At 39.4% G+C, this 22,126-nt stretch carries 18 protein-coding genes; 17 read left to right on the top strand and 1 reads right to left on the bottom strand.

The window, feature by feature from the left end; genetic code table 11:
- Positions 1–2 precede the first annotated feature (2 nt).
- The 10 genes from KH172YL63_RS11290 to KH172YL63_RS11245 all read left to right on the top strand — a co-directional run bounded on the left by KH172YL63_RS11290 (position 3) and on the right by KH172YL63_RS11245 (position 9,893).
- On the top strand, positions 3–1,193 hold the full coding sequence (locus tag KH172YL63_RS11290; protein ID WP_173106192.1) for a thiolase family protein: 1,191 nt from the start codon (positions 3–5) through the stop codon (positions 1,191–1,193).
- A 28-nt stretch (positions 1,194–1,221) separates the two neighbouring features.
- The gene (locus KH172YL63_RS11285) at positions 1,222–2,232 is read left to right on the top strand and encodes an NAD(P)-dependent oxidoreductase (protein WP_173106191.1); all 1,011 of its coding nucleotides are present in this window, start codon (positions 1,222–1,224) and stop codon (positions 2,230–2,232) included.
- Positions 2,229–2,642: a PaaI family thioesterase gene (locus KH172YL63_RS11280; protein WP_173106190.1), complete on the top strand. Its 414-nt coding sequence runs from the start codon at positions 2,229–2,231 to the stop codon at positions 2,640–2,642. The genes KH172YL63_RS11285 and KH172YL63_RS11280 overlap by 4 nt, the downstream gene beginning before the upstream one ends.
- Positions 2,642–3,604, top strand: a complete 963-nt coding sequence (locus KH172YL63_RS11275; RefSeq protein ID WP_232066001.1) for an NAD(P)H-dependent flavin oxidoreductase — start codon at positions 2,642–2,644, stop codon at positions 3,602–3,604. The genes KH172YL63_RS11280 and KH172YL63_RS11275 overlap by 1 nt, the downstream gene beginning before the upstream one ends.
- Positions 3,605–3,608: 4 nt before the next feature.
- Positions 3,609–4,370, top strand: a complete 762-nt coding sequence (fabG, locus tag KH172YL63_RS11270) for a 3-oxoacyl-ACP reductase FabG (RefSeq protein WP_173106188.1) — start codon at positions 3,609–3,611, stop codon at positions 4,368–4,370.
- Positions 4,371–4,383: 13 nt separating this feature from the next.
- Positions 4,384–5,481, top strand: a complete 1,098-nt coding sequence (locus KH172YL63_RS11265; RefSeq protein ID WP_269475217.1) for a tartrate dehydrogenase — start codon at positions 4,384–4,386, stop codon at positions 5,479–5,481.
- Between the two features lie 56 nt (positions 5,482–5,537).
- Complete coding sequence (locus KH172YL63_RS11260; RefSeq protein WP_173106186.1) at positions 5,538–6,881, top strand: hypothetical protein; 1,344 nt, start codon at positions 5,538–5,540, stop codon at positions 6,879–6,881.
- Positions 6,882–7,136: 255 nt separating this feature from the next.
- The gene (locus KH172YL63_RS11255; protein ID WP_173106185.1) at positions 7,137–8,471 is read left to right on the top strand and encodes a hypothetical protein; all 1,335 of its coding nucleotides are present in this window, start codon (positions 7,137–7,139) and stop codon (positions 8,469–8,471) included.
- A gap of 284 nt (positions 8,472–8,755) precedes the next feature.
- A complete protein-coding gene (locus KH172YL63_RS11250; protein WP_173106184.1) occupies positions 8,756–9,439 on the top strand; it encodes a hypothetical protein in 684 nt (227 codons plus the stop codon).
- Between the two features lie 145 nt (positions 9,440–9,584).
- Entirely contained in the window at positions 9,585–9,893 is a 309-nt protein-coding gene (locus tag KH172YL63_RS11245) for an HNH endonuclease (protein ID WP_232066000.1), read from the top strand.
- A gap of 353 nt (positions 9,894–10,246) precedes the next feature.
- On the opposite strand, the gene KH172YL63_RS11240 is transcribed toward KH172YL63_RS11245, so the two are convergent.
- The gene (locus KH172YL63_RS11240; RefSeq protein WP_197747078.1) at positions 10,247–10,561 is read right to left on the bottom strand and encodes a helix-turn-helix domain-containing protein; all 315 of its coding nucleotides are present in this window, start codon (positions 10,559–10,561) and stop codon (positions 10,247–10,249) included.
- 247 nt (positions 10,562–10,808) lie between these two features.
- Between KH172YL63_RS11240 and KH172YL63_RS21615 the strand changes: the two genes are divergently transcribed.
- The 7 genes from KH172YL63_RS21615 to KH172YL63_RS11205 all read left to right on the top strand — a co-directional run bounded on the left by KH172YL63_RS21615 (position 10,809) and on the right by KH172YL63_RS11205 (position 21,732).
- Positions 10,809–11,024 (top strand): DNA/RNA helicase domain-containing protein, encoded by a 216-nt coding sequence (locus tag KH172YL63_RS21615; RefSeq protein ID WP_442858782.1) that lies wholly within the window; start codon positions 10,809–10,811, stop codon positions 11,022–11,024.
- A gap of 118 nt (positions 11,025–11,142) precedes the next feature.
- A complete protein-coding gene (locus KH172YL63_RS11230; RefSeq protein ID WP_173106183.1) occupies positions 11,143–11,466 on the top strand; it encodes a nucleoside triphosphate pyrophosphohydrolase in 324 nt (107 codons plus the stop codon).
- 4 nt (positions 11,467–11,470) lie between these two features.
- Positions 11,471–13,903: a DEAD/DEAH box helicase family protein gene (locus KH172YL63_RS11225; protein WP_173106182.1), complete on the top strand. Its 2,433-nt coding sequence runs from the start codon at positions 11,471–11,473 to the stop codon at positions 13,901–13,903.
- A gap of 78 nt (positions 13,904–13,981) precedes the next feature.
- Positions 13,982–14,377 carry a (deoxy)nucleoside triphosphate pyrophosphohydrolase gene (locus KH172YL63_RS11220; RefSeq protein ID WP_173106181.1) on the top strand — a complete coding sequence of 132 codons (396 nt, stop codon included), beginning with the start codon at positions 13,982–13,984 and terminating at the stop codon, positions 14,375–14,377.
- Between the two features lie 109 nt (positions 14,378–14,486).
- Complete coding sequence (locus KH172YL63_RS11215; RefSeq protein ID WP_173106180.1) at positions 14,487–17,381, top strand: DEAD/DEAH box helicase; 2,895 nt, start codon at positions 14,487–14,489, stop codon at positions 17,379–17,381.
- Between the two features lie 615 nt (positions 17,382–17,996).
- Positions 17,997–20,849: a Z1 domain-containing protein gene (locus KH172YL63_RS11210; RefSeq protein WP_173106179.1), complete on the top strand. Its 2,853-nt coding sequence runs from the start codon at positions 17,997–17,999 to the stop codon at positions 20,847–20,849.
- Positions 20,818–21,732: a PD-(D/E)XK motif protein gene (locus KH172YL63_RS11205; protein ID WP_173106178.1), complete on the top strand. Its 915-nt coding sequence runs from the start codon at positions 20,818–20,820 to the stop codon at positions 21,730–21,732. The genes KH172YL63_RS11210 and KH172YL63_RS11205 overlap by 32 nt, the downstream gene beginning before the upstream one ends.
- Positions 21,733–22,126: the final 394 nt, after the last annotated feature.

Here is a 22,126-nt window from a genome sequence, read left to right as displayed (position 1 = left end):
GAATGAATCAACCATACATCGTTGAATCAGTCCGGACGGCGATTGGAAGAATGGGAGGAACCATAAAAGGTGTTCCTGTAGACCATCTTGCCGAGAAAGTCATTAGGGAAGTATTGAATCGAAGTCAGGCTGAAGTGGAAGTAGATGAAGTCATTCTAGGTCAGGCAAAGCAAAGTGCAGACACCTCAAACCTTGCCCGTCTTGCTGCATTACGGGCAGAGCTCCCGATTGAGGTTACCGGGTATACCGTCCATAGACAATGCGGATCGGGACTTCAAGCGATTAATAATGCGGATATGCAAATCCGGCTTGGTCATTCCGATGTTGTGGTAGCCGGGGGAGCGGAAAGCATGAGTACAGCCCCCTATTATATTCGAAATGCCCGTTATGGTTTCCAAGTCGGTAATTCGCAAGTGTTGGATCCAAATACGGAAAGTCAACCTTGCTCTCAGCCAATAGAAAAGTACGGCAACCTGACGATGGGTCTGACAGCGGAAAACCTTGCTGACAAGTATACTATCAGCAGATCCGAGCAGGATGAGTTTGCCCTCAGAAGCCAGGAACTTGCTCAGTCTGCCATCGAGTCCGGACGGTTTGAAAAGGAAATTGTTCCAGTGGAATATAAGGAAAAAAGAAACACTCTTCAATTCAGTGCAGATGAACATCCCCGGAGCACGACCATAGAAAAGCTCTCCAAGCTAAAGGCAGTCTTTAAAGATAACGGCACTGTGACTGCGGGTAATGCGAGTGGAAGGAATGATGGTGCGTCAGCTGTCCTTATGATGAATGAAGAGAAAGTGAATGAATATGGGATAAAGCCGAAAGCCAAAATCATCGCCCAGGCGGTGAGCGGAGTATCTCCGGAAATCATGGGGATCGGGCCAGTGACTTCTACGTTTAAGGCGGTAAAGCAATGCGGATTATCGATCAATGATATGGGTCTGATCGAGCTGAACGAAGCATTTGCTGCCCAGGCGCTGTCAGTGATCCGTGAATCAGGGATGGATATCAACAAAGTGAATGTCAATGGAGGGGCCATTGCGTTGGGTCATCCAATCGGAGCGACTGGAGCGATCCTGATGACGAAACTTCTTCACGAAATGGAACGCAGGGGTGAAAAATACGGGTTAGTCACGCTTTGTATTGGCGGTGGTCAGGGAATCTCTACCATTATTGAGAATCTTCAAGTCTAAAAGGTTAATGCCAAAAGGGAGTGGTGCCATGAATAAGCCTCACATTGTTCAGATCTTGCCCATGTACCATCCGGATGGGGAGGAACTCCTGAACAGATACACGGAAGTTAAGAAGTTTACTAGTTTCCACGAAGCGGAAATATCTGATTACCTCCAACACCATCATGTGGATGGAATCATCCTCCGGGCTCCTGCCAGGATCACTCCTGCGATTTTGGACAGTTGCCAGCAAGTTAAAGCCATTTCGGGAGCCGGGGTGGGACTTGATAATATCGATGTACGATATGCAACGACCAAGAGGATCCCCGTTTTACATGCACCAAAGCTGAATAGTACGGCAACCGCTGAACATGCGGTGAGCCTGCTATTGGCTGTCATGAAAAAAACAGCTTTCTTTGACAGGGAAATGAGAGCAGGAAACTTTCAGTCGAGGGATGGAGAATATACCCATGAACTGGAAGGGAAACATTTAGGCATTGTTGGATTCGGCAGCATAGCTCAAAAAGTTGCAAAAATATTAGTACATGGTTTCGGAATGAAAGCGATGGCGTATGTAAGGAAAATAGACGAAGTGAAACAGCAGGCTGCTGACCAAATTGGGGTGGAATTAACCACCTCCTTGGAGAAAATATTCTCTGAAAGTGATGCAGTGAGTTTACATATCCCTCTTACGAAAGAAACAGATAAACTAGTAGATCATCGGTTGCTCACGCTTATGAAAGAAACGGCCGTCCTCATTAACACAGCCCGGGGCGGTGTGGTGAATGAGGCGGATTTAGTAGATGTTCTGAAGCGGAATCAGATTCTTGGAGCGGGAATTGACGTATTTTCAAATGAACCGCCACCTGAGGACCATCCGTTCTTTCAATTGAAACAAGTGACGATGAGTCCTCATATCGGAGGGATCAGCCTTGAGGCAGCCCGTCAGACCTCGATCCTGATTGCAGAGAACTTGATCCGTGTGATCAATGGGGAGAAGCTTTCAGTCATAGCCAATCAAGATGAACTTTCAGAAGCCGGAAAGGGTGCATTTTCATGACAGCAGATCATTTGCAGACAGTAAGATCAGATTTTGAAAATAGCCCATTCTGGAATTTTATCGGATTGGAACTCAAAGAATTGAAAGTAGGTCATGTTTTACTGGCTCTTCCCATCCAGAAAGAGTTTATTAATGTAAGGAATTCAGTTCATGGAGGCATATATGCGTCGGTTCTTGATACAGCGATGGGCATGGTTGGCAGGTCACTGGGTTTTGATGAAGTAGCAACACTCCATTTAGATATTCAATATCTAAACTCAGTCATGGACGGGACGGTTTATTCAGAAGCATCGATTATTCATCAAAATCGGAATACGGTCTTCGTTGAAGGAAGGCTGAAAAATGAAGACGGTGAACTCCTCGGCCACTGTACGGGAACATTTAAGCTCTCAAAGGGTGAAAGAATATGATGAATACAGCTATAACAAATATGTTTAATATCCGCTATCCCATCATCCAAGGCGGACTCCAAGGACTTGGTACCTCGCCGCTCGTTTCCGCAGTATCAGAAGCAGGGGGGCTGGGGCTCATCACAGCAGGGAGCTATTCGTCCAAGGAAGAGATGCTGGAAGATATCGCAGTTGCCAGAAGACTCACCTCCAAGCCATTTGGAGTCAATATTGCGATCGGAATCCGTAAACCGATGGATGAATTCGTTGAGGCTGCTATAGAAGCCCGTGTACCGGTTGTCTTTACTTCAGGGAACAACCCTGAGAAATATATGGACAGTCTGAAAGGAAACGGGATCAAGGTGGTCCATGTCGTCCCATCCGTGAGGTTTGCCAAAAAGGCGGAAGCGATCGACTGTGATGCAGTGGTAGTGGTTGGATATGAGTGTGGAGGCCACCCGGGAAGAGAAGACGTCACCAGTCTTACGTTGATACAGAAGGCTGTTGAGGAACTGTCAATACCAGTCATTGCAGCAGGAGGATTCTCAACAGGGAAATCCGCTCTTGCTGCTTTTGCTTTAGGGGCAGAAGGCGTCCAGATGGGTACAAGGTTTCTAGCTTCAAAGGAAGTGGTCCTCCATGAATCGATTAAAAGGAGATTAATAGATTTACAGGAAACTGATACCATCCTTGTGAAGAAATCGATTGGAAAAGCCATGAGAGTGATGAAAACGGAACGGGCAGTGGAGCTGGTCGAAAAGGAAAGAGCAGGAGCTACCCTTGAAGAGATCTTTCCTTATATCAGCGGTGAATCCTACCAGGAATTACTCACTACGGGAAATGACCATTCAGGCGTGATTTCATTGGGCCAGACTATCGGATTAATCAACGAAATTAGAAGTGCTAAAGAGATCATTCAGAACATCGTGGCAGAATACGAGCAGCAGCTTGAACGATTATACCAGAATCATAGAGGGGAGTGAGGTCATGCCAAACTTAGAGAATCAGGTAGCCATCATTACTGGGGCAAGCAGGGGGATCGGCAGGGAGATTTCCATAAAGCTTGCCTTGGATGGGGCCACTGTTTATTTAGTGGACATTCAGGAACAGGCTTTAATGGAGACGTATCATCAGTTCATGGAAGAGAATCTTTCAGTTATGGCCATAACCGCAGATGTCACCAACGAAGCGGAAGTGGAAAAGCTATACGCCAAGGTGGAAGCGGATCATGGGAAGGTAGATATCCTCATTAATAATGCCGGAATCATACGTGACAATCTATTGTACAAGATGAGCTCAGCAGACTGGGATGATGTCATGAATGTTCATTTGAAAGGCACATTCCTTTGCAGTAAATATGCCCAGAAATCAATGGTGAAAAATCAGTATGGACGAATCATTAATTTATCTTCCGTTTCAGCACTCGGAAGCAGAGGTCAGGCGAATTACGCGGCTGCGAAGGCTGGTATACAGGGTTTTACCAAGACGTTAGCCATTGAGCTAGGGAAATATAATATTACGGTGAACGCAATCGCTCCCGGCTTCATCATGACAGACATGACCAAAGCAGTGGCAGAACGGCTGGGGATCCCTTTCGAGGAACTGATAGAAGCCAAAGTCAAACATATCCCGGTCAACAGGGCTGGTACACCGGAAGACATCGCGCAGGCAGCAAGCTTTTTTGCGAGCCCGGATTCTTCTTTTATTAGCGGTCAGGTTTTATATGTTGCCGGGGGACCAAAAGCATAGGAGGTCGAGGATGATGAAAAGGATGAAGATTGCCCTTATCCCCGGGGATGGGATAGGACCTGAAGTCGTAGCGGAAGGTGTAAAGGTACTAAAAATGATTGAGGAAGTCGATCCACAGCTTTCTTTCAGCTTTACCGAGTTCCCTTGGGGATGTGAGTATTATGTGGAAACCGGAAAGATGATGGCAGACGACGGGATCAATCAATTGAAGAAATTCGATGCCATCTACTTGGGAGCGGTAGGCTATCCCGGAGTTCCTGATCACATCTCTCTTTGGGAATTATTGTTGGAAATTCGCAAAAAGTTTGATCAGTATGTAAACCTCAGGCCGATTAAACTCTTGCACCCTGATTTAACCCCCCTTAAGAACAAAAGTGAAAAAGAAATAGACTTCCTGGTGATTCGTGAGAACAGCGAAGGGGAATATGCTGGAGCGGGTGACTGGCTCTTTAAAGGAAAGCCGGAGGAAGTGGTCCTGCAGACGGGGGTTTTTTCCCGGAAAGGGACTGAACGGATTATCCGCTATGCATATGAAGAAGCACGGAAACAGAAGAAGACGCTGACGAGCATCAGCAAAGCGAATGCCCTTAATTATTCCATGGTCTTCTGGGATGAAGTTTTTACCGAAGTAGGGAAGGACTATCCTGACGTCCAAACGTATTCATATCTTGTGGACGCAGCAAGCCTTTATTTCGTCCTTCAACCGGAAAGGTTCGAAATTGTGGTGACATCCAATCTTTTCGGGGATATCCTGACGGACTTAGGTGCTGCCATTACAGGTGGCCTTGGTTTGGCGGCAGGGGCCAATATCAATCCTGAACGGGCATATCCTTCCATGTTCGAACCCATCCACGGCTCTGCTCCTGATATTGCTGGCAAGGGACTTGCCAATCCCCTTGCTGCCATATGCTCTGTCAGTCAGATGATGGATCATTTTGGTGAAGAAGCATGGGGGAGTGCAATACTGTCGACCATTGAGGAGATTCTTTCCCAGAAGGATGTTCTCACCCCTGATTTAGGCGGAGGGGCAACGACAGAACAACTCGGAAATGAATTCAGGGATCTATTAAAGCTTCATGCGCCCCTTCCGGATAAAGTACAAAGGGGATAAGGGAATCATTCCAGTACAATATAGATTGTTAAAGACTTAAAGAGAGAAGGGAAAACATGTTACGTTTTTCTCTCACCATGAGTATGTGTTTACTTTATATTGTTGAAGCTTTTATGCCGAACGTCTATATTGGTTTGGTTTTTAACATAGTGGCCGTTGCCGTATTTTTGTTATTCCTTCCTTTATTAGAATGGAAAGGTAGGATATTTACACTGAGCCTGTTTGCTGCAGGAGTAATCATTCACTATACGGTTGGAGATACAGGCTTTGATCTAGCCCAGGGAATCACGCAGAACATGCCCCTGTTATCGATTCTCATTTTAGCCCCACTATTGTCCGCGCCACTGAGAAGAGAAGGGGTTATTGATTCTGTTATCCTCTATTTGAATGAGTTGAAACACAATCCACGTAAAACGTTCTATGGCATAAGCACGTTTATGATGACCCTAGCACCTATCTTAAATATGGGTGCCTTAAGGATTGTCCATGGGTTTGTGGAAAGTATAAATCTACCGTCCAAGTTACTATCAAGGTCCTATTACGTAGGATTTACCCCGGCGGTCATATGGTCACCCTTTTTTGCTTCAGTGGGGATTGTCCTATTCTATTTAGATATTACTTATCTTTCATATGTCGTCGTAGGAGTGATGTTTGCCGTTATTCAAATGACGGTGGGTTTTGTTCTTTTTCGGCCAAGGATGGTAGAAGAGACTGCTGCGGCAGAGGAAAGAAACGAAATGATTACACCTGATAAAGGGCCAAAGAAGGATATGTATCTACTCTTTGTCTTTGTCATTGGATTGGTTGTGCTATTGATTGTCATGGAGCAGGCCTTCCATAAGTCCATGTTGCTCCTAGTCAGCATCATTTGTTTTCTGGTTCCTGTGGCCTGGGTGATCTTCCGGAAAAGACAATCGATCGTTAAAGAGGAAATCATTCTCTATAAGAACAAGCTCCACTCACAGAAAATGGAGATCTGCCTCTTTTTAAGTGCAGGGCTTTTTGGGAATGTTGTATCCCATACACCCGTCAAGGAGCTATTGGAGAGGTCTATACAGTGGTCTGCCACGCAATCTATTGGGGTTTTGTTTCTCTTTATCATTCTGTTGGTGATTTTTATGGCGTTTCTTGGAGTTCACCAGATTATCGTCACACCTTTGATATTAACCTCTCTTGACTTTACAGCCATGCCTAGTGTAGCGGTTACCAGTGTAGCATTTATGTGCATTTTTACTTGGATGCTGTCATCAGCGATCTCTCCGTTGAATGCTATGAATATTATCATCAGTCAGTGTGTTAAGAGGAATGGGGTAACCGTTGCATTTAAGTGGAATGGGGTGTATTTTCTTTCGATAACGGTGTTGGCGTTTGTGTATGTGTATGTTTTGAATTGGATATGAGGAAGGTCCGAGTCTGAGATTTAGGGACGGACCTTTTCTTTATGCTCGAAGTCAGTTCAAGTGATAGTTTATTTGAACATAATAATTGATTCACAATAGGAGGTGGGGAACGGTTCTCAATAATAGGAGGCATTACAACCCTCCCCATGCTTTATTTAAGAATGAAAAGCAAAGCAAATTTAATACTCAGATAGACAGAGAGAATGTACGTTTGGTATAGTGTAAATAATTAACAAGTGAGAGTTGGTATACACAGTGACAACTATAAGTAGTTTATCAGAACACATTATTTTTAGTACATTAGATACAACTAAAATTAGCCTAGCATCTTTAGAGGATAATGAAGATTTTCTTAAGAATTTAGATGAATATGCTTTTCAAAGCTTAAATCGAGTGAGAGCTATCTTAACCCATTTATCAACAAAGTTAGATTCTATAGACCCAGCACTATTTCGAAAAAACATTCTTGATGCTATCCATAATGAATTAAATAATGTAACTTCTCAATTAAATAATGGGACAAACACATTTAATAACCATTCCAACCTAAACACCCTCAATACTAGAATTGATAATATTATTACTCATTCCAGTCAAATTCTATCAGTATTTAATGAGGAATCTATAGAAAATATTCGCGAGACGGTTACTACCCTAAGAAGGTCTGTGGGTCAATATAAAACAATTTTGGAAAGAGAACAAACAGAACTTACTCAAGAATCTAAAAACATCATAGAGAAGCTAAAATCCTTTGAAGACACTCTCAATGAATACGATGACAAAATATCAATAGGAATACAAAACATTGAGGACAAATACAATCAACAACAGCAAAACTTTTTAGAAAATCAAGAATCAAGATCTGAACAATTTATTGATTTGAAGGAAGAGTTCAAGCAAGAATTTAATGACACTTTAAAGAAGTATGAGAATGATATTCAATCAAATGTTGATTCCACAAGGGCTGAATTCCAAGAACTAATTAATACTTTAACTACTGAACAAGAAGAATTCCTCCAAAATACGAAAGAAGAACAAGCACAATATAGTAAAGTATTAGAAAATCACAAAAAATCTGTAGAAAGTCTTGTGGGAATAATTTCAACCAATTCAATTTCAGGCCACTTTAAAGAAGTTGCTGATAAAAAGGAAAAACTGACTACGCTATGGCAAAGGTTTACAGTTACTGGCTTTGCTGTAACGATAGGTTTTGGTGTTTATGCATTTATTTTCAGTAAAGATTTAGATTGGCCCTCTCTAGTTGCTAGGTTTATTGTTACTACTGCTCTAGGATCATTTACTGCCTATGCAGCTCGTCAAGTTACTAAAAATGAAACGCAAGAAAAATATAACCGTCAGATGGAGGTAGAGTTAAAAACGTTGAATCCATATATAGCTGCCTTTTCTGAGGACGACCAAATTAAATTAAAAGAGCAGTTATTCCCTCTGATTTTCGGTAGAGCTGAATTGAAAAGTCCGCCACAGGATACAAATACGAATCCGCAAACAAACTTACCTAATGCTCAGGATATAACGAACGCAATAGAAGTTTTAAAGAATATTTCAAGTGGCACGAATAAGCCCGTTTAAAGTTTTCCTCAAAAAAAGCCTTATAATGAGAAGTAGGGGGATTATCGTGCTAAGAAGATACAGTAAAAGAAAAAATTTTCTGGTTTAGAATTTTAAACTAGCAGTAGGATTCCTGATGCTCTTCAGTAAAAGTGGGGCAATGTAAGGGCCATAATAGATTCGGATTCAACAGAAAGTATGTACGATTGTATACCTCAAATCTTAAGTGTTACCAAGACAAAACTAAAAGACAACCATTATTAATGCAAAACAAATTATTTTGGTGTTTAATAAGGAGGAATACTTTGAAAGAAGAATTTATAGAATTTTATAAAAATGAACTTGGTGTTTGGAACCTAGTATATAAAAATATGAGCAAATGGCTTCTTTTTGTATACATACTTGTTTTTATAACCTTAAGCTTTATATTCATGAGATTAATATTTGCATCAAACCTTTATCTAATGTTAATACCCTTAGGTTTATTGGTTATAGAAGGTGCAATTTTAAACAGGCATAATAAACTAATATTAGAAAAAAAACATAACATTTTGAGGGAAAGTCAAGGGGTTTTTTGGGGAGGTTTACCGTTAACTCAAAGAAAGTTGGATATCTTAAAACGTTTTGTATATAGAAGATTAGATTCTGAGGAGCAATTAAAAAAAATAATTAATGTATTAAATAAAGAAGCTGAACTCAGAAAATTCACTGGAATATTTGTAAGGGGGTTAGGAGTAGGACTTTTTCTACCTGTATGGAACTATTTTATTAGGTGGATATTTGCAAACGAAGTAAACGACATTAATGAATCATTAGAGGTATTTCTCTCAATTGGAATATTAATATTATTAATTATTTTTGTAGCATCTATGGTTAAGATGGTTGTAATGGATTTTTTTGATAGAGAGTCTACCAGAATAAAAGAATTAACAAATATGCTGGAAACTATTTCTATAGAAAACCTCGACTTTAAGAAGAAAATTATATGAAGTTTTTAATTTTTAGTCTGTTATGTATAAAAACTTGTAACCAATATCAATAGGTCATTTCTTTGGTGGGGATAAGACACGTATCCGTTTGTTGGATGTGGTTGATACGGATGATTTATCTCTTTATCAATTAAGGGAGCATGGATTGAAAGGGAATATTCAGGGTTCTATGAAACTTACTGGTGAGCTCAGTGACTATATCATGCCGTTCTTTCATAAGGATTTGTCAGCTGAGGTTTATCCTGACGAAGTGCCGGAAATGTGGGAAGGAGAACGTAGAACGATTACTGTTAATTCATATGAACGTAATCCTCTTGCCCGTAAGCAGTGCATGGATCATTATGGTGCCGAGTGCCAAGTATGTAAATTGAACTTTGAAGATACATATGGGGAAGTGGGGAGAGATTTCATTCATGTCCACCACATTATACCCCTTCATGAAATTCAGAAATGATATCAGGTAAATCCGATAGAAGATCTTATTCCTGTGTGTCCGAATTGTCATGCGATGCTTCATAGGAAAGAGGATGGAGTGTATTTAACGGTGGAGGAATTGAAAGAGCGTCTTAAAATAATAGAAGGTATTCTATAAGTAAAAAAGCTGTGGCTTACCCTCGACGTAAGCCACAGCTTTCTTTTTTCACCAACCTTATAACTTCCTTCACATCAGACCCTCTAAATATAGAAGTCTTACTATCATTCTCCGTAAAATAAATCTCCCCATAGGCGTTCTTATCATCAAACTCAACAATCATAAAATTATAAACCTGCTTACCCTTCAATAAAACAAATTCCTGCTTTTTAATCTCAATCACCTCTATAGTATAAATCGGAGTAAAGATGTTTAAATGCAGAAGAGTGATTGTCTTTGTGTTTCTCTATGTTCTCCCATACTTCTTCATTTAAGCGGTCCAGACTGATTCCCAATGCAATTGCAATTTTGGATAAGGTATAGGATTCAGGGATTCGTATACACCGTTCAATATTGCTTATCGTGGTTCGAGCCAGGCCTGCTTTTTCTTCTAATTCTGCCTGAGTGTAGCCCATTTCGTTTCGTCTTAATCGCAATAAAATGGATATGTACTTTCCGTATAATTCTCGTTCTGTCAGTGATTTCTCCAATACTTTGACCCCTTTTACAACCATTATCAAATGATGAAAATGGCCTGAAACGGACAGGTCGTCAACTTATTGAAATAAATGGAATTTCATTGGATTATTGTTCTTTTTTTATCTTTTGAAGAGGTGAAAATTATAGGGATCTTGCTAAATCCAAAATTCAACTGAATAGCAAAATATTCATACATGCCAGGGTCTGGAGTTTGAATTACGTAAGGGTGAATTTAAGGGATGACATAAGATATGAAGTCTGATATGTTATCACAGATCATACCGAAAGAGCTTAGACGATTCTTCATTGAGGGGAATAAAGAAAATGTTGAGGGTAGATTCAGAGAGCGCTGAAAAGGTAGTTGATGAGATTATAAGGAATGCGTACCGGATGTTGATGACTCGTGGGCAGAAGTTCTGCTATGTGTATTGTAAGAATCCTGAGTTAGAAGAGTATTTTAGAGAGCGGTTTTAAGAGAGTATTCGGGAATAAGATGGGAATGCGTTTTTTTAGAAGCTGAAGAGAAAGAAAAATATATAAACTGAATATAAACATGATAAACTAATGAAAATACATAAATTAGGAGGAGACTATGCCAACTTACAACAAACTAGTCAGAGATAAAATTCCACAAATCATTGAAAACACAGGAAAGAAGTTTTCAACAGAAATTCTAAATGATCAGGACTACATAAAATACTTAAAGGAAAAAAGCTATGAGGAACTGGACGAATATTGTGCAGCTGAATCGAATGGAGAAGCGGTGGAGGAGCTGGCGGATCTGTTAGAGATCATTCATGCTTTGGCTAAGCATCATGGATCTTCTATAGAAGAAGTTGAATTGGTACGCAAAGAGAAAGCGGAGAAGCGTGGTGGCTTTGAAGAGAAGGTCTTTTTAATTGAGGTAGAGGATTGATTGTATGAGTTCAATTGAATTGATTACTTCTCGTTTCGGAGAGGAATTGAAAGACAGAATCACTATAGGGAAGTCAGTTTACATCATTACGTCTTTTTCAATGAGATCTGGTGTAGAGTTACTGAAGTCATCTTTGCGTTTTGCTGCCGAGCAGGGGGCTGACATTAAGATCCTAACGGGGGATTATCTTTACATCACCCAGCCGGAAGCATTGAACGGTTTACTGTCTATCCATCCTTCTATAGAGATTCGTCTGTGGAAGAGTAAGGGAGTTAGCTTTCATCCAAAGGCGTATCTGGTTGAGACGGCAGAACATGATCATTTCTTCATTGGATCTTCCAATTTATCTGCATCAGCTATGGGGAAGGGCATTGAGTGGAATGTACTGATCAATGATGAGAAGAAGATATTCGAGGAAGGTTCAGAGGAGTTCATGAGGTTGTTTTATCATGAGCAAACCATCGCACTAAATGCTGAGAGCCTTCTAGAGTATGAGGTGTCTTATAGAGAATTCCATCGAAATCATGGGAATCTAGCAAAAGTATGGACTGAGCAGGAAGAGGTTAACATGATGCTTCCTGCTGGAAAGATGGAGCATTCAGAGGATGTCGTTTTAGAGACTCCTGCACCTTACGGGGAGATTGCCCCACGCTTTGCTCAGATTGAAGCTCTAGAAGAACTGGAGAAGACGTATGACGAAGGCTACCAGAAAGCATTGGTGGTTATGGCTACTGGATTAGGGAAAACGTATCTAGCTGCATTCTTCGCAAAGCGTTTTAAGCGAATTCTCTTTGTTGCGCATCGAGAAGAGATTTTAAAGCAGGCAGAGAGATCGTTTCAGAATGTGCTCCCTGATCTAACCACAGGGATATATAATGGAACGACAAAAGATGGGGAAGCGGATGCTGTTTTTGCTTCTATTTTCACACTGAGTATGCAAAAGCATATTAATCGTTTTATGCCGGAAGATTTTGATCTCATCATCATTGACGAGTTTCATCACGCAGCAGCCAACACGTATCAAAGGGTGCTGAATTATTTTAAACCAGAATTCCTTCTCGGTATCACAGCTACTCCTGATCGCAATGATAACCGTGACATTTATGCGATCTGTGAAGGGAATCTCGCTTATCGCATTGACTTCCTCCAGGCGATTGGTCATGGCTGGTTGTCTCCTTTTAATTATTATGGGGTTTATGATGAAACGGATTATACTCAGTTAACCTGGTTGGGAACGAGGTACGATGAAGCAGAACTTCTTTCAGTGCAATTAAGAACAAGCTATGCTGAGAAGGTTATCGAGGCGTGGGAATCTCACAAACAAGAGAGGTCCCTGGTGTTCTGTTCATCCATTCGCCAAGCAGAATTTTTATCAGGGTATTTTAATGAAAGAAGATACCGCACGATCGCTCTTACTTCAAAGCCAAGTGGCATGAGTCGGTCAGAAGTCATTAAAATGCTGGAAGATGGGACACTCGATGCGATCTTTACGGTTGATTTGTTTAATGAAGGAGTAGATATTCCTTCTGTTGATACCCTTCTATTCGTACGACCGACTGAGTCTTTGACTGTATTTACCCAACAAGTTGGTCGTGGTCTCCGTTTACATGAAAGCAAAAATCAGTGTGTCATCATCGATCTGATCGGAAACTATCGTAATGCTGATATTAAGATGTCTTTGTTTCATCAAGGAGAGAAGGCGACGAAGGGAAAAACAAACGTCATTCCAACTACTCCAGTCAGTTGCACATTGAATTTAGAAACGAAAGTAGTAGATCTATTTGCTGAAATGGCAAGGAAAAAGCAGCCTAGAAGGGATGCTCTTAAAGATGCATTCTACGAGCTTAAGTATGAGATGGGACGACGACCTAGTTACTTGGAGCTTCATTTGCATGGAAGAATGGGTGCCAATGCTTATTATGATGAGTGGAAATCGTATCATCGGTTTCTATATGAAATGGGAGAGCTGAATGAGTTAGAACAAGAAGTATATATACAGTATGAACTTTGGCTGAAGGATGTAGAAAAGACGAGTATGAGCAGAAGCTATAAAATGGTGCTATTAAAAGCAATGCTTGAAAGAGGACCGTCTGATTGGTATATGGCTGTAACGCCAATTGAGGTTGCTCCATATTTCCACTCGTATTTAACTAGTGAGGAATACCGGAAGCGGATTGATTTCTCCGGGAAGTCTCATAAGCAGATGTGGAAGTATGATGAGAAGAAGGTTGCTGGATTGATTGCTAAGATGCCTATGACTAAGTGGAGTGAGAGTTCTGATGGGTTGATCAGGTTTGAAGGTGGACGTTTTGAGGTTCAGTTAGAAGTGCCTGAGAGATTTGAGCAAATTGTTTTTGAGTTTACTAGGGAGATTTGTGAGTATAGGTTGCATGCTTATTTTCAGAAGAAAGAGGAGAAGAAGAGTTACATCCATTAAGTGATGCCTGATTGTAGTATACTAATCTAATATGTTATCCTTTTCGTATAATATAACCTTCACCCCAAGGAGGAAACAATGAAAAAAGACATCCACGTAGTAGGAGCGGTAATTTTTAAAGACAACAAAATCCTCTGTGCGCAAAGAGGAACAGAAAAATCATTAGCACTCTTGTGGGAGTTCCCAGGCGGTAAGATTGAAAAAGGTGAAAAGCCTGAAGAAGCTTTAAAAAGAGAAATCCATGAGGAAATGCACTGTTCGATAGAAATTGGTGAGAAGATTGAACATACAGTTCATGAGTATGATTTTGGTATTGTTCATTTGACTACCTATCATTGCAAGCTGAATGAAGGAGAACCAGTCTTAACAGAGCACTCAGCGATTAAGTGGCTATCCCCTGATGAGTTAGATACTCTTGAATGGGCACCTGCAGATATCCCTGCCATTGAAAAAATACAAAAAGTATATGCATAACTAGAAAGCTATCCATTCATTGGGTAGCTTTTCTTTATGGATACGGTTTACAGTCTTGGTAATAAATATTACAATTTTACTATAATACTGGAAATGGATGGAGATCTTAATGACGAACTTTGTTGAAAACTTAACGGACTCAATTTATAAAGGTTTTATTGATCATGCACATGGGAAATCTACACGATACAAACCCCAGTTGTTGATCAATAATGCGAAGTATAACAAGAATATTCTTTCTACCATTCTTGAAGAATTAAGTCATTGTGAGGATTTCTTTTTCTCGGTGGCTTTTATCACGGAAAGTGGTTTAGCTACGTTAAAGGCACTCCTTTGGGATCTTAAACAAAAGGGGATGAAAGGGAGAATTCTTACATCTACCTTTCTACAATTTAATCAGCCCAACGTATTCCGAGAGCTCATGAAAGTTTCTAATGTTGAAGTCAAATTAACCAACTTAAAGGGTTTTCATGCCAAAGGGTATATATTTAAACATAGTACTCATTATTCCTTGATTGTTGGTAGCTCAAATTTAACTGCACAGGCTTTAAAAGCAAATTATGAATGGAATGTAAAATTGAATTCGCATGAAAATGGAGAGATTATTCATCACTTTATTGATCAGTTTGAAGAAGTATGGGGTGAAGCGATCGACCTGACTCCTGAATGGATTGAGGAGTATGAGAAAACATATCAGGCGTCAAATCTGCCAAACATCCAGAATGTGATTGAGCATCCGGTACAATATCAGCATAACTCTCTGAAGGATGCAGTAGAGATTGTTCCTAATCAAATGCAGGAAGCTGCCTTACAAAGTATTCAAAGTGTGAGAGCAGAAGGCAAAGACAAGGCATTGGTTATTTCAGCCACTGGTACAGGTAAAACCTATTTATCTGCTTTTGATGTAAGACGATTTGCACCAAAGAAAATGCTGTTTATCGTTCATCGTGAACAAATTTTACAAAAGGCTAAATCGGATTTTCAAAAGGTATTGGGAGGCATCGATCGAGATTTCGGAATCTTATCAGGAAATTCCAAGCAAAGTGAAGCGAGGTATCTTTTTGCCACGGTACAGACTTTGTCTAAAGACCATGTTCTGAATCAATTTGATCCTGCTGAATTCGATTATGTGTTAGTGGATGAAGTACATAAAGCCGGGGCTGATTCCTATGTAAAAGTCATGGAATACTTCAAACCTAATTTCTTAATGGGGATGACAGCTACTCCAGAGAGAACAGACGACTTCAACATCTATTCATTATTTGATTACAATATCGCTTATGAAATCCGGTTGCAGGAAGCGCTTGAAGAGGAAATGCTATGTCCCTTTCACTATTTTGGCGTAACTGACTATGAAATCAATGGTGAGTTATTAGATGAAACAGCTGCTTTATCTAAACTCATTACTGATGAGAGAGTTGAACATATCTTAGAGAAAATCGAGTACTACGGCCATTCGGGGAATAAGGTAAGAGGATTAATGTTCTGTAGCCGAAAAGAGGAAGCAAGCGAGCTATCGAAAGTTCTCAATGAGAGAGGACTAAAGACAGTAGCATTATTAGGGAATCATTCTCAAGAGGAAAGAATTAGTAGGGTTAATGAATTAGAAAATGGACAATTAGATTATATCATTACGGTGGATATCTTTAATGAAGGTGTCGACATCCCAAGTATCAATCAAGTCGTTATGCTTAGACAAACTCAATCAAGTATTATCTTCATTCAACAGTTAGGTCGTGGACTTAGAAAGCATGACAGTAAAGAGTATGTAACGGTGATCGACTTCATTGGGAACTATAAGAATAACTATCTGATCCCAGTCGCCCTATCCGGTGATCGTTCTCAGAATAAAGATAATATTCGCCGTCATACTAAGGATACTTGCTATATCAAGGGTGTATCCACGATTAATTTTGAAGAGATTGCTAAAAAGCAAATCTTTAAGTCAATAAATGATACAAAGTTAACATCCTTTAAGATATTAAGAGACGCTTATATAGAATTGAAAAATAAAATTGGCCGAGTTCCATATCTGTATGATTTTGTTACCTATAATTCTATTGATCCTTGTGTAATCGTGAGTGAAGGTAAAATAACAAATTACAATATATTCTTGGGGAAAATAAACGAAGAAGTACCATCTTTGTCTAAGTATGAAAATGAAGTGTTAACGATGCTTTCTCAAGAGATATTAAATGGTAAAAGAAAACATGAGGTTGTTTTATTAAAGATGTTGCTACAAAAAAGAGAAGTCCCAAGAGATGAGTATGTTTTGGCATTGTCTTCTGCAGGGTGTATAACAGATACAGAAACTTTGACAGCTGTTGAGCGAGTATTGGACTTGTCATTCTTTACTAAAGGAGCAATAAAGAAATATGGTGAAGAAGCAATTGTGGTGAAAGAGGAAGAGTGCTATCGGTTTAATAATCGGATAGTTGAAAGTCTTGTCCGTAATGAATACTACAAGTCTTTAGTAAAAGATTTGTTAAGAACGGCTGAACAAAAAAATTGTGCTTATGATTCTTCAAATTCACTAACTTTGTACCAAAAATATTCTCGTAAAGATGCATGTAAATTATTAAATTGGTCAAAGGATGAAACCTCCACCCTGTATGGATATAAGACTAAACATGGGACTTGTCCGCTTTTTGTTACATATCATAAGAGTGAGGAAATAGATGGAACTATTAATTATCAAGATGAGTTTTTGAGTCAAGAAGTCTTAAGGTGGTATTCAAAAAGAAATAGAAAATTAACATCTAAGGAAGTCCAAAAAATTATTAATGCAGAACAATTAGGAATAGATCTACATCTCTTTGTTAAGAAAGATGATGGCGAGGGAAATGACTTTTATTATATTGGTAAGGTTATAACTGAAATGAATAGTGAGGAACAAACGATTATGTTAGATAAGAATGACAAGAAATTGCCGATTGTTAGAATGAATATGTTGTTGGAGCAAGAAGTAGAGAGTTCTTTATATAATTATTTAATAGAAGAGTAAGTAAGTTCAAATTAAGGAGTTTACTATAAGGAGAGTTTATTTAAGTTCCGCGGAAAGACATAAGATTTTAAAAAGTTTATCGAACAATTAAAAAGAATCTTTATGCTCTGCAATTAGCTTTGGACATATGTTATAAGTGAACCAAAAAGATGGCAACGGTCGAACAATCGCTTGCTTGTAGTCATCTAGCACCAAATGAAAAGTTCTCTGGTGAAGATATGGAAGTAACTAGATATAATCGATTAAAGAAACAATTGATTATGGGACTTTCCGACTTAGACAATTGAAAGATGATAAATTTAAGCATTCTGTTATAGGATGCTTTTTATATATGGAAATTATTTTTTGTAATATGAAATTGAAATTGGTGAAGATGATGTGGTTGAGAGAAGGTACCATCCAAATAATTGGATGGTACCTTCAGTTGTTGAAAAGCTAAATAGTAAATGAATTTTCTGAGAATAATTATTAGATTCCACTTTGCTGCCTAAGCTTACATATACTATTGATTCCTAACCAAGAATCTTTTATTTCAGAAAGAAATTTACGGCCAAAATAAGAAATAGGAATAATTTGTTTTGGCCGTGGAACAATTTACTTATAAAGGAGGTCAAAATGACTAATTATTTAAGTTTTGAACCATTAATTCAAATGGGAATCAAGCAAATAAAATGCAAATCGTTGTCAGAGGCTGAAATTATTGAAGAATCACGCAAAATTGTGGATCGGATAGCGGCATTTATGGAAGATAGCATTCCAGAACTTTTAATTAAGAATCCGGGGCTGTCTACTCATATTAAAAATACGATCCAAGAACAAATTAACACCTCGCAAGAAAATGCCACCACTATGGTCTGTGATGAATGGAAAACTATCGCGGTGGAGGATTTCAAGGAAAAGTGGAAGCGATTTGAAGCATTTATCAATGTGCTAGACAGTGAGGGGCTGCCTGACAAGGTTTTAGAAACCCTAAAAGTTGACACGAACAATGTGTTGAAATACCTGCCTGAGGTTTGGAAAGAACAAGTGTTTAAGGTGTTTGGTATGGTAGTCGGGTTAGTCCAAAGTGGTAAGACCAATCATATGATGGGACTAACGAATAAACTATTTGATCTTTCAACAGATTTTATAGTGATACTAGCAGGTGCCACCAATACTTTACGAAACCAGACTCAGGGGCGGGGAGAAAGACATGTGACAGGGTATAACTCGAGTCTAAAACGTTTTAATCAATTGTACAAGTATTTGGAAAACAATCAAGTGGAAGCGGTTATTAGTGGAACAGCCCAAGATTTAATTGATTTCTCAAAAGGAAAGCCGCTTGTCTTACAAAGTGGAGACTTTTCTACATATTGGTCCCATGTAACGCGCTACGAACCGGGGAAAAAGTACCTTTTTATTATCAAAAAACTTCCAAACGTGCTTCAAACGCTTACTGGCTGGTTTAAGTCCCAAGAGTTTTTCCATAAACCGTCAAATAGGTGCCGTAAAGTTACATTAGTGGTTATGGATGATGAGTGTGATTACTATAGCCTCAATACAAAGGATAATGGTGAAACAACCGAAACAAACCGAGGTATAAGGGAGCTTCTGGATTTGTTTGATCGAAGTATTTATATTGGCTATACCGCGACCCCATTTGCCAATATTTTTATTTCGAACAACCCACCTGATCGGAATCTAGTAGAATTCGATCTATTTCCAAGGCATTTTATCCAATGCATAAGTCCACCTACCAACTATATTGGGTACACTCATTTCTTTGGAACACCTAAATCCAAGGCAGGCTTATTGCCTTACATTGAAGAAATCGAAGAATACGATGGTGACGAGATCGAGTATTTTGGGGTAAAGGGTGAGATGTTATCCATTCCGCCTAGTTTAAAGAGGGCGCTGCACCAATTTTTATTTAACGGTGGTGTCAGTGTCCTTCGTGGCTATGAAAACAATCATCATACGATGCTGGTTCACACAAACGTTAGGAAAAAACCACATAAAAGTGTTGTAAAGCTATTAAACCAGTATCTAGATGAATTGGTTATAGACGTTAGTAATAGTTCTGGAAGAGCTGCTCAATTTTGGGAGGCAATAAAGGATATTTATGCACAGTCTATAAAAAAGAACCAAAAGGTAAATAAGTACCAAGAACAGCACGGATTACAAAATTATGACTTGGGCTTTTCGAACCATGAAGTCATGGATGCCGTAAAAGAGTATTTAGTTAGCAGACGTGCTAAGGTTGTCATGGTTAATTCTGATAGCACGGATGTTTTAAATTTTGACTTATATCCAGAGGGCCTTCATGTAATAGCTGTTGGAGGAACTATTTTATCAAGGGGTTATACTTTAAAAGGTTTATCTGTCAGTTACTTTACAAGACAAAGTTCCCAGGCTGATTTAATGCTTCAATGCTGCAGATGGTTTGGCTACCACGAAATGTATAAGGATCTTATTAGATTATTTACAACCAAGACAGTATTACATGTGATGTGTTATGCAACGGGTATTACTATGCAACTATTTGAGCAGTTTCATCAAATGTGTAGCCAGGGCAAAACTCCGCTCCAATATGGATTTGCAATTGAAGAAACAAGAGGGATTTTGCCGACTGCACGCAACAAAATGCTACACAGTACATCTACCAGCGGAAATCTAAACATACGAGCAGATTACGACGACGCGATATTCCCTCTGGATAATGAAAGCTTAAAGGCTCGTAAGGAAAGAGTGGATATCCTTATAAATGAGCTTGGGAAGCCAGAAAAACAAGACGGTGTATATCTATATCGTGAAGTACGCGTTAAAACATTTTCTAAATGGATAGATCAATGGCCTAATATCGGAAACAATCGTAGTTTACCCGGAGAGCAGCTGGCTATGAGGTTAAAAGCTCTCCATGAGAGTGGTCAGTTGAGTAGTGTTGATGTTGGTATAGTCACCATGAAAAAAAATGGTGCAAGTGAAAGTATTTCCTTTGCGAATCAGATAGATGTAGTACCTGCAGAACGAAAAGAATTAACATTCAGCCAAGAAGCGGGCATATTTGAATTGTCAAGGGGACGGGCTGTAACTGTGCGACATTATCAATACGGTTTAACTGACAAGGAAATCAAAATAGTTGAAGAGCGAAGTGGCACCTCCTTCCAGGATAGGGCCACGCCAGAATCAAAAGTGGTAAGTAAGGTAAGGTGGGAAAGTGCATCAGGACCGAGAGCTTTATTCTTGATATACGTTTTTGATATGGAGAGCATTAATAAAACGCTTAGAAAAAAACACGGGATCCAGGGAATTGATACCCCAGCAATTGGTTATCATTTGCTTTTGCCGAAGCCGAACAATCGTGCTGATCAGCGTGTGAATCAAGTGTACCGAGAAAAATATCAACAGATTTTTAATGCTCTTCGAAATGACTCGAATGTAAGGAAGGATATCTTAAATGAAAATGGAACTGAGTCATCTACTGGATGAGGTAAAAGGAGATGGGCGCCGTATTTATTACCGGAAGATTCCCGGCGTACCTGTCCATGTTTTGATAGGCGATGGAGCCACCTATGTTTTTATCCAATTTACGTTCGGAAATGAATACAAATTTCCTGTTATTTCTTGTAAAGGGATAAAATCTAAAATCGACATCCATACTTTCACGCTTATGTCTTCCTATCAGGACAGTGATCTGCTGCTTAGTCTAGCAGCAGATCTTTTACAACCCAATAATCGAACCCTATTTGAAGATTATCAGGAAGAAAGGTATGTGGTATGGCTGCTTCATCAGTTGTTGCGCTGGGTTTCATATTATCGGAGTAATTCTGATGAGGTTATGGGCAAGGAAAAACAGCTTGGGCTCCTTGGTGAATTGAAAACGCTTTTAAATTACCTGCAAAAAGGTAATTCCCTTTCCTGTTGGAGGGGACCATACGGAGACCATCATGATTTTCATTGTGAAAGCTATCATCGAGAAGTGAAATCTCGTCTAGTCACCTCAAAGGAAGTAATTAAAATAAATGGAGTGGAGCAACTTCATTATAATGGTGAACTGTTTTTATCTGTATTACACTTCATTGAGCACGACGAAGGTGAATCTTTATATGATTTGATTGATCAAATTACACCATTATTGTCAGTGGATGATTTACATGAATTTTATGATTTGCTATCCTATGTGGGAGAATTGCCTTCTGAAGAAACTAGCCATCGGTTCATGCTTTTAACAGAAGACGTATATTCGGTTCAAGAAAGATTTCCGCGTCAGCCGATTGTTAGTGGGCCAATGGAGTTAACATACAAATTACCATTAATGATCCTTAGTGAACATCTAATTGAACACATTGAGATAGAGAAAAACATAAGTTAGTTAGTCTAATGGGTATTATCGGTTCTTCCGAACTAGATCTTATTGGAATCAATCTAAGCCAGGGGGATGCCTGGCTTAGATTGATTTTTGAAAATTATTCCTATTAATTAATTCTCCAATTACAATACATCTAGCCAGTGTTGCAATCGTTCGACAGGTCGTTTTCTCTTCAGCATATGTAGGTCATAATAGGGATCACTAACAATTTCTTTATCGAAAAGGCATCAGAACAAATGATGTGAACTCAGGCCATAGCAAGATTCTGGTAGGAGGTGTTTTCCTCATTAAGCTATTATCCAATATTCCAATCTCCTTTTCAAAATCCTTACGTACATAAACCACATAATATTCTCGTTATAATAGGCACTGTACCCCAAAAGTGGAGCTGATGTTA

Origin of the sequence: Bacillus sp. KH172YL63 (genome assembly GCF_011398925.1) — a bacterium.
Taxonomy (GTDB): Bacteria; Bacillota; Bacilli; order Bacillales; family Bacillaceae_B; genus Rossellomorea.
Note: the sequence above shows the minus strand (reverse complement) of the source record. Positions and strands in the feature narration are given on the sequence as shown.

Coding starts and splice junctions, on each gene's coding strand:
- KH172YL63_RS11215 (WP_173106180.1), top strand. CDS start 14,487: ATGACGAACTTTGTTGAAAACTTAACGGACTCAATTTATAAAGGTTTT.
- KH172YL63_RS11225 (WP_173106182.1), top strand. CDS start 11,471: ATGAGTTCAATTGAATTGATTACTTCTCGTTTCGGAGAGGAATTGAAA.
- KH172YL63_RS11260 (WP_173106186.1), top strand. CDS start 5,538: ATGTTACGTTTTTCTCTCACCATGAGTATGTGTTTACTTTATATTGTT.
- KH172YL63_RS11220 (WP_173106181.1), top strand. CDS start 13,982: ATGAAAAAAGACATCCACGTAGTAGGAGCGGTAATTTTTAAAGACAAC.
- KH172YL63_RS11285 (WP_173106191.1), top strand. CDS start 1,222: ATGAATAAGCCTCACATTGTTCAGATCTTGCCCATGTACCATCCGGAT.
- KH172YL63_RS11205 (WP_173106178.1), top strand. CDS start 20,818: ATGAAAATGGAACTGAGTCATCTACTGGATGAGGTAAAAGGAGATGGG.
- KH172YL63_RS11265 (WP_269475217.1), top strand. CDS start 4,384: ATGAAAAGGATGAAGATTGCCCTTATCCCCGGGGATGGGATAGGACCT.
- KH172YL63_RS11210 (WP_173106179.1), top strand. CDS start 17,997: ATGACTAATTATTTAAGTTTTGAACCATTAATTCAAATGGGAATCAAG.
- KH172YL63_RS11280 (WP_173106190.1), top strand. CDS start 2,229: ATGACAGCAGATCATTTGCAGACAGTAAGATCAGATTTTGAAAATAGC.
- KH172YL63_RS11275 (WP_232066001.1), top strand. CDS start 2,642: ATGAATACAGCTATAACAAATATGTTTAATATCCGCTATCCCATCATC.
- KH172YL63_RS11230 (WP_173106183.1), top strand. CDS start 11,143: ATGCCAACTTACAACAAACTAGTCAGAGATAAAATTCCACAAATCATT.
- fabG (WP_173106188.1), top strand. CDS start 3,609: ATGCCAAACTTAGAGAATCAGGTAGCCATCATTACTGGGGCAAGCAGG.
- KH172YL63_RS11290 (WP_173106192.1), top strand. CDS start 3: ATGAATCAACCATACATCGTTGAATCAGTCCGGACGGCGATTGGAAGA.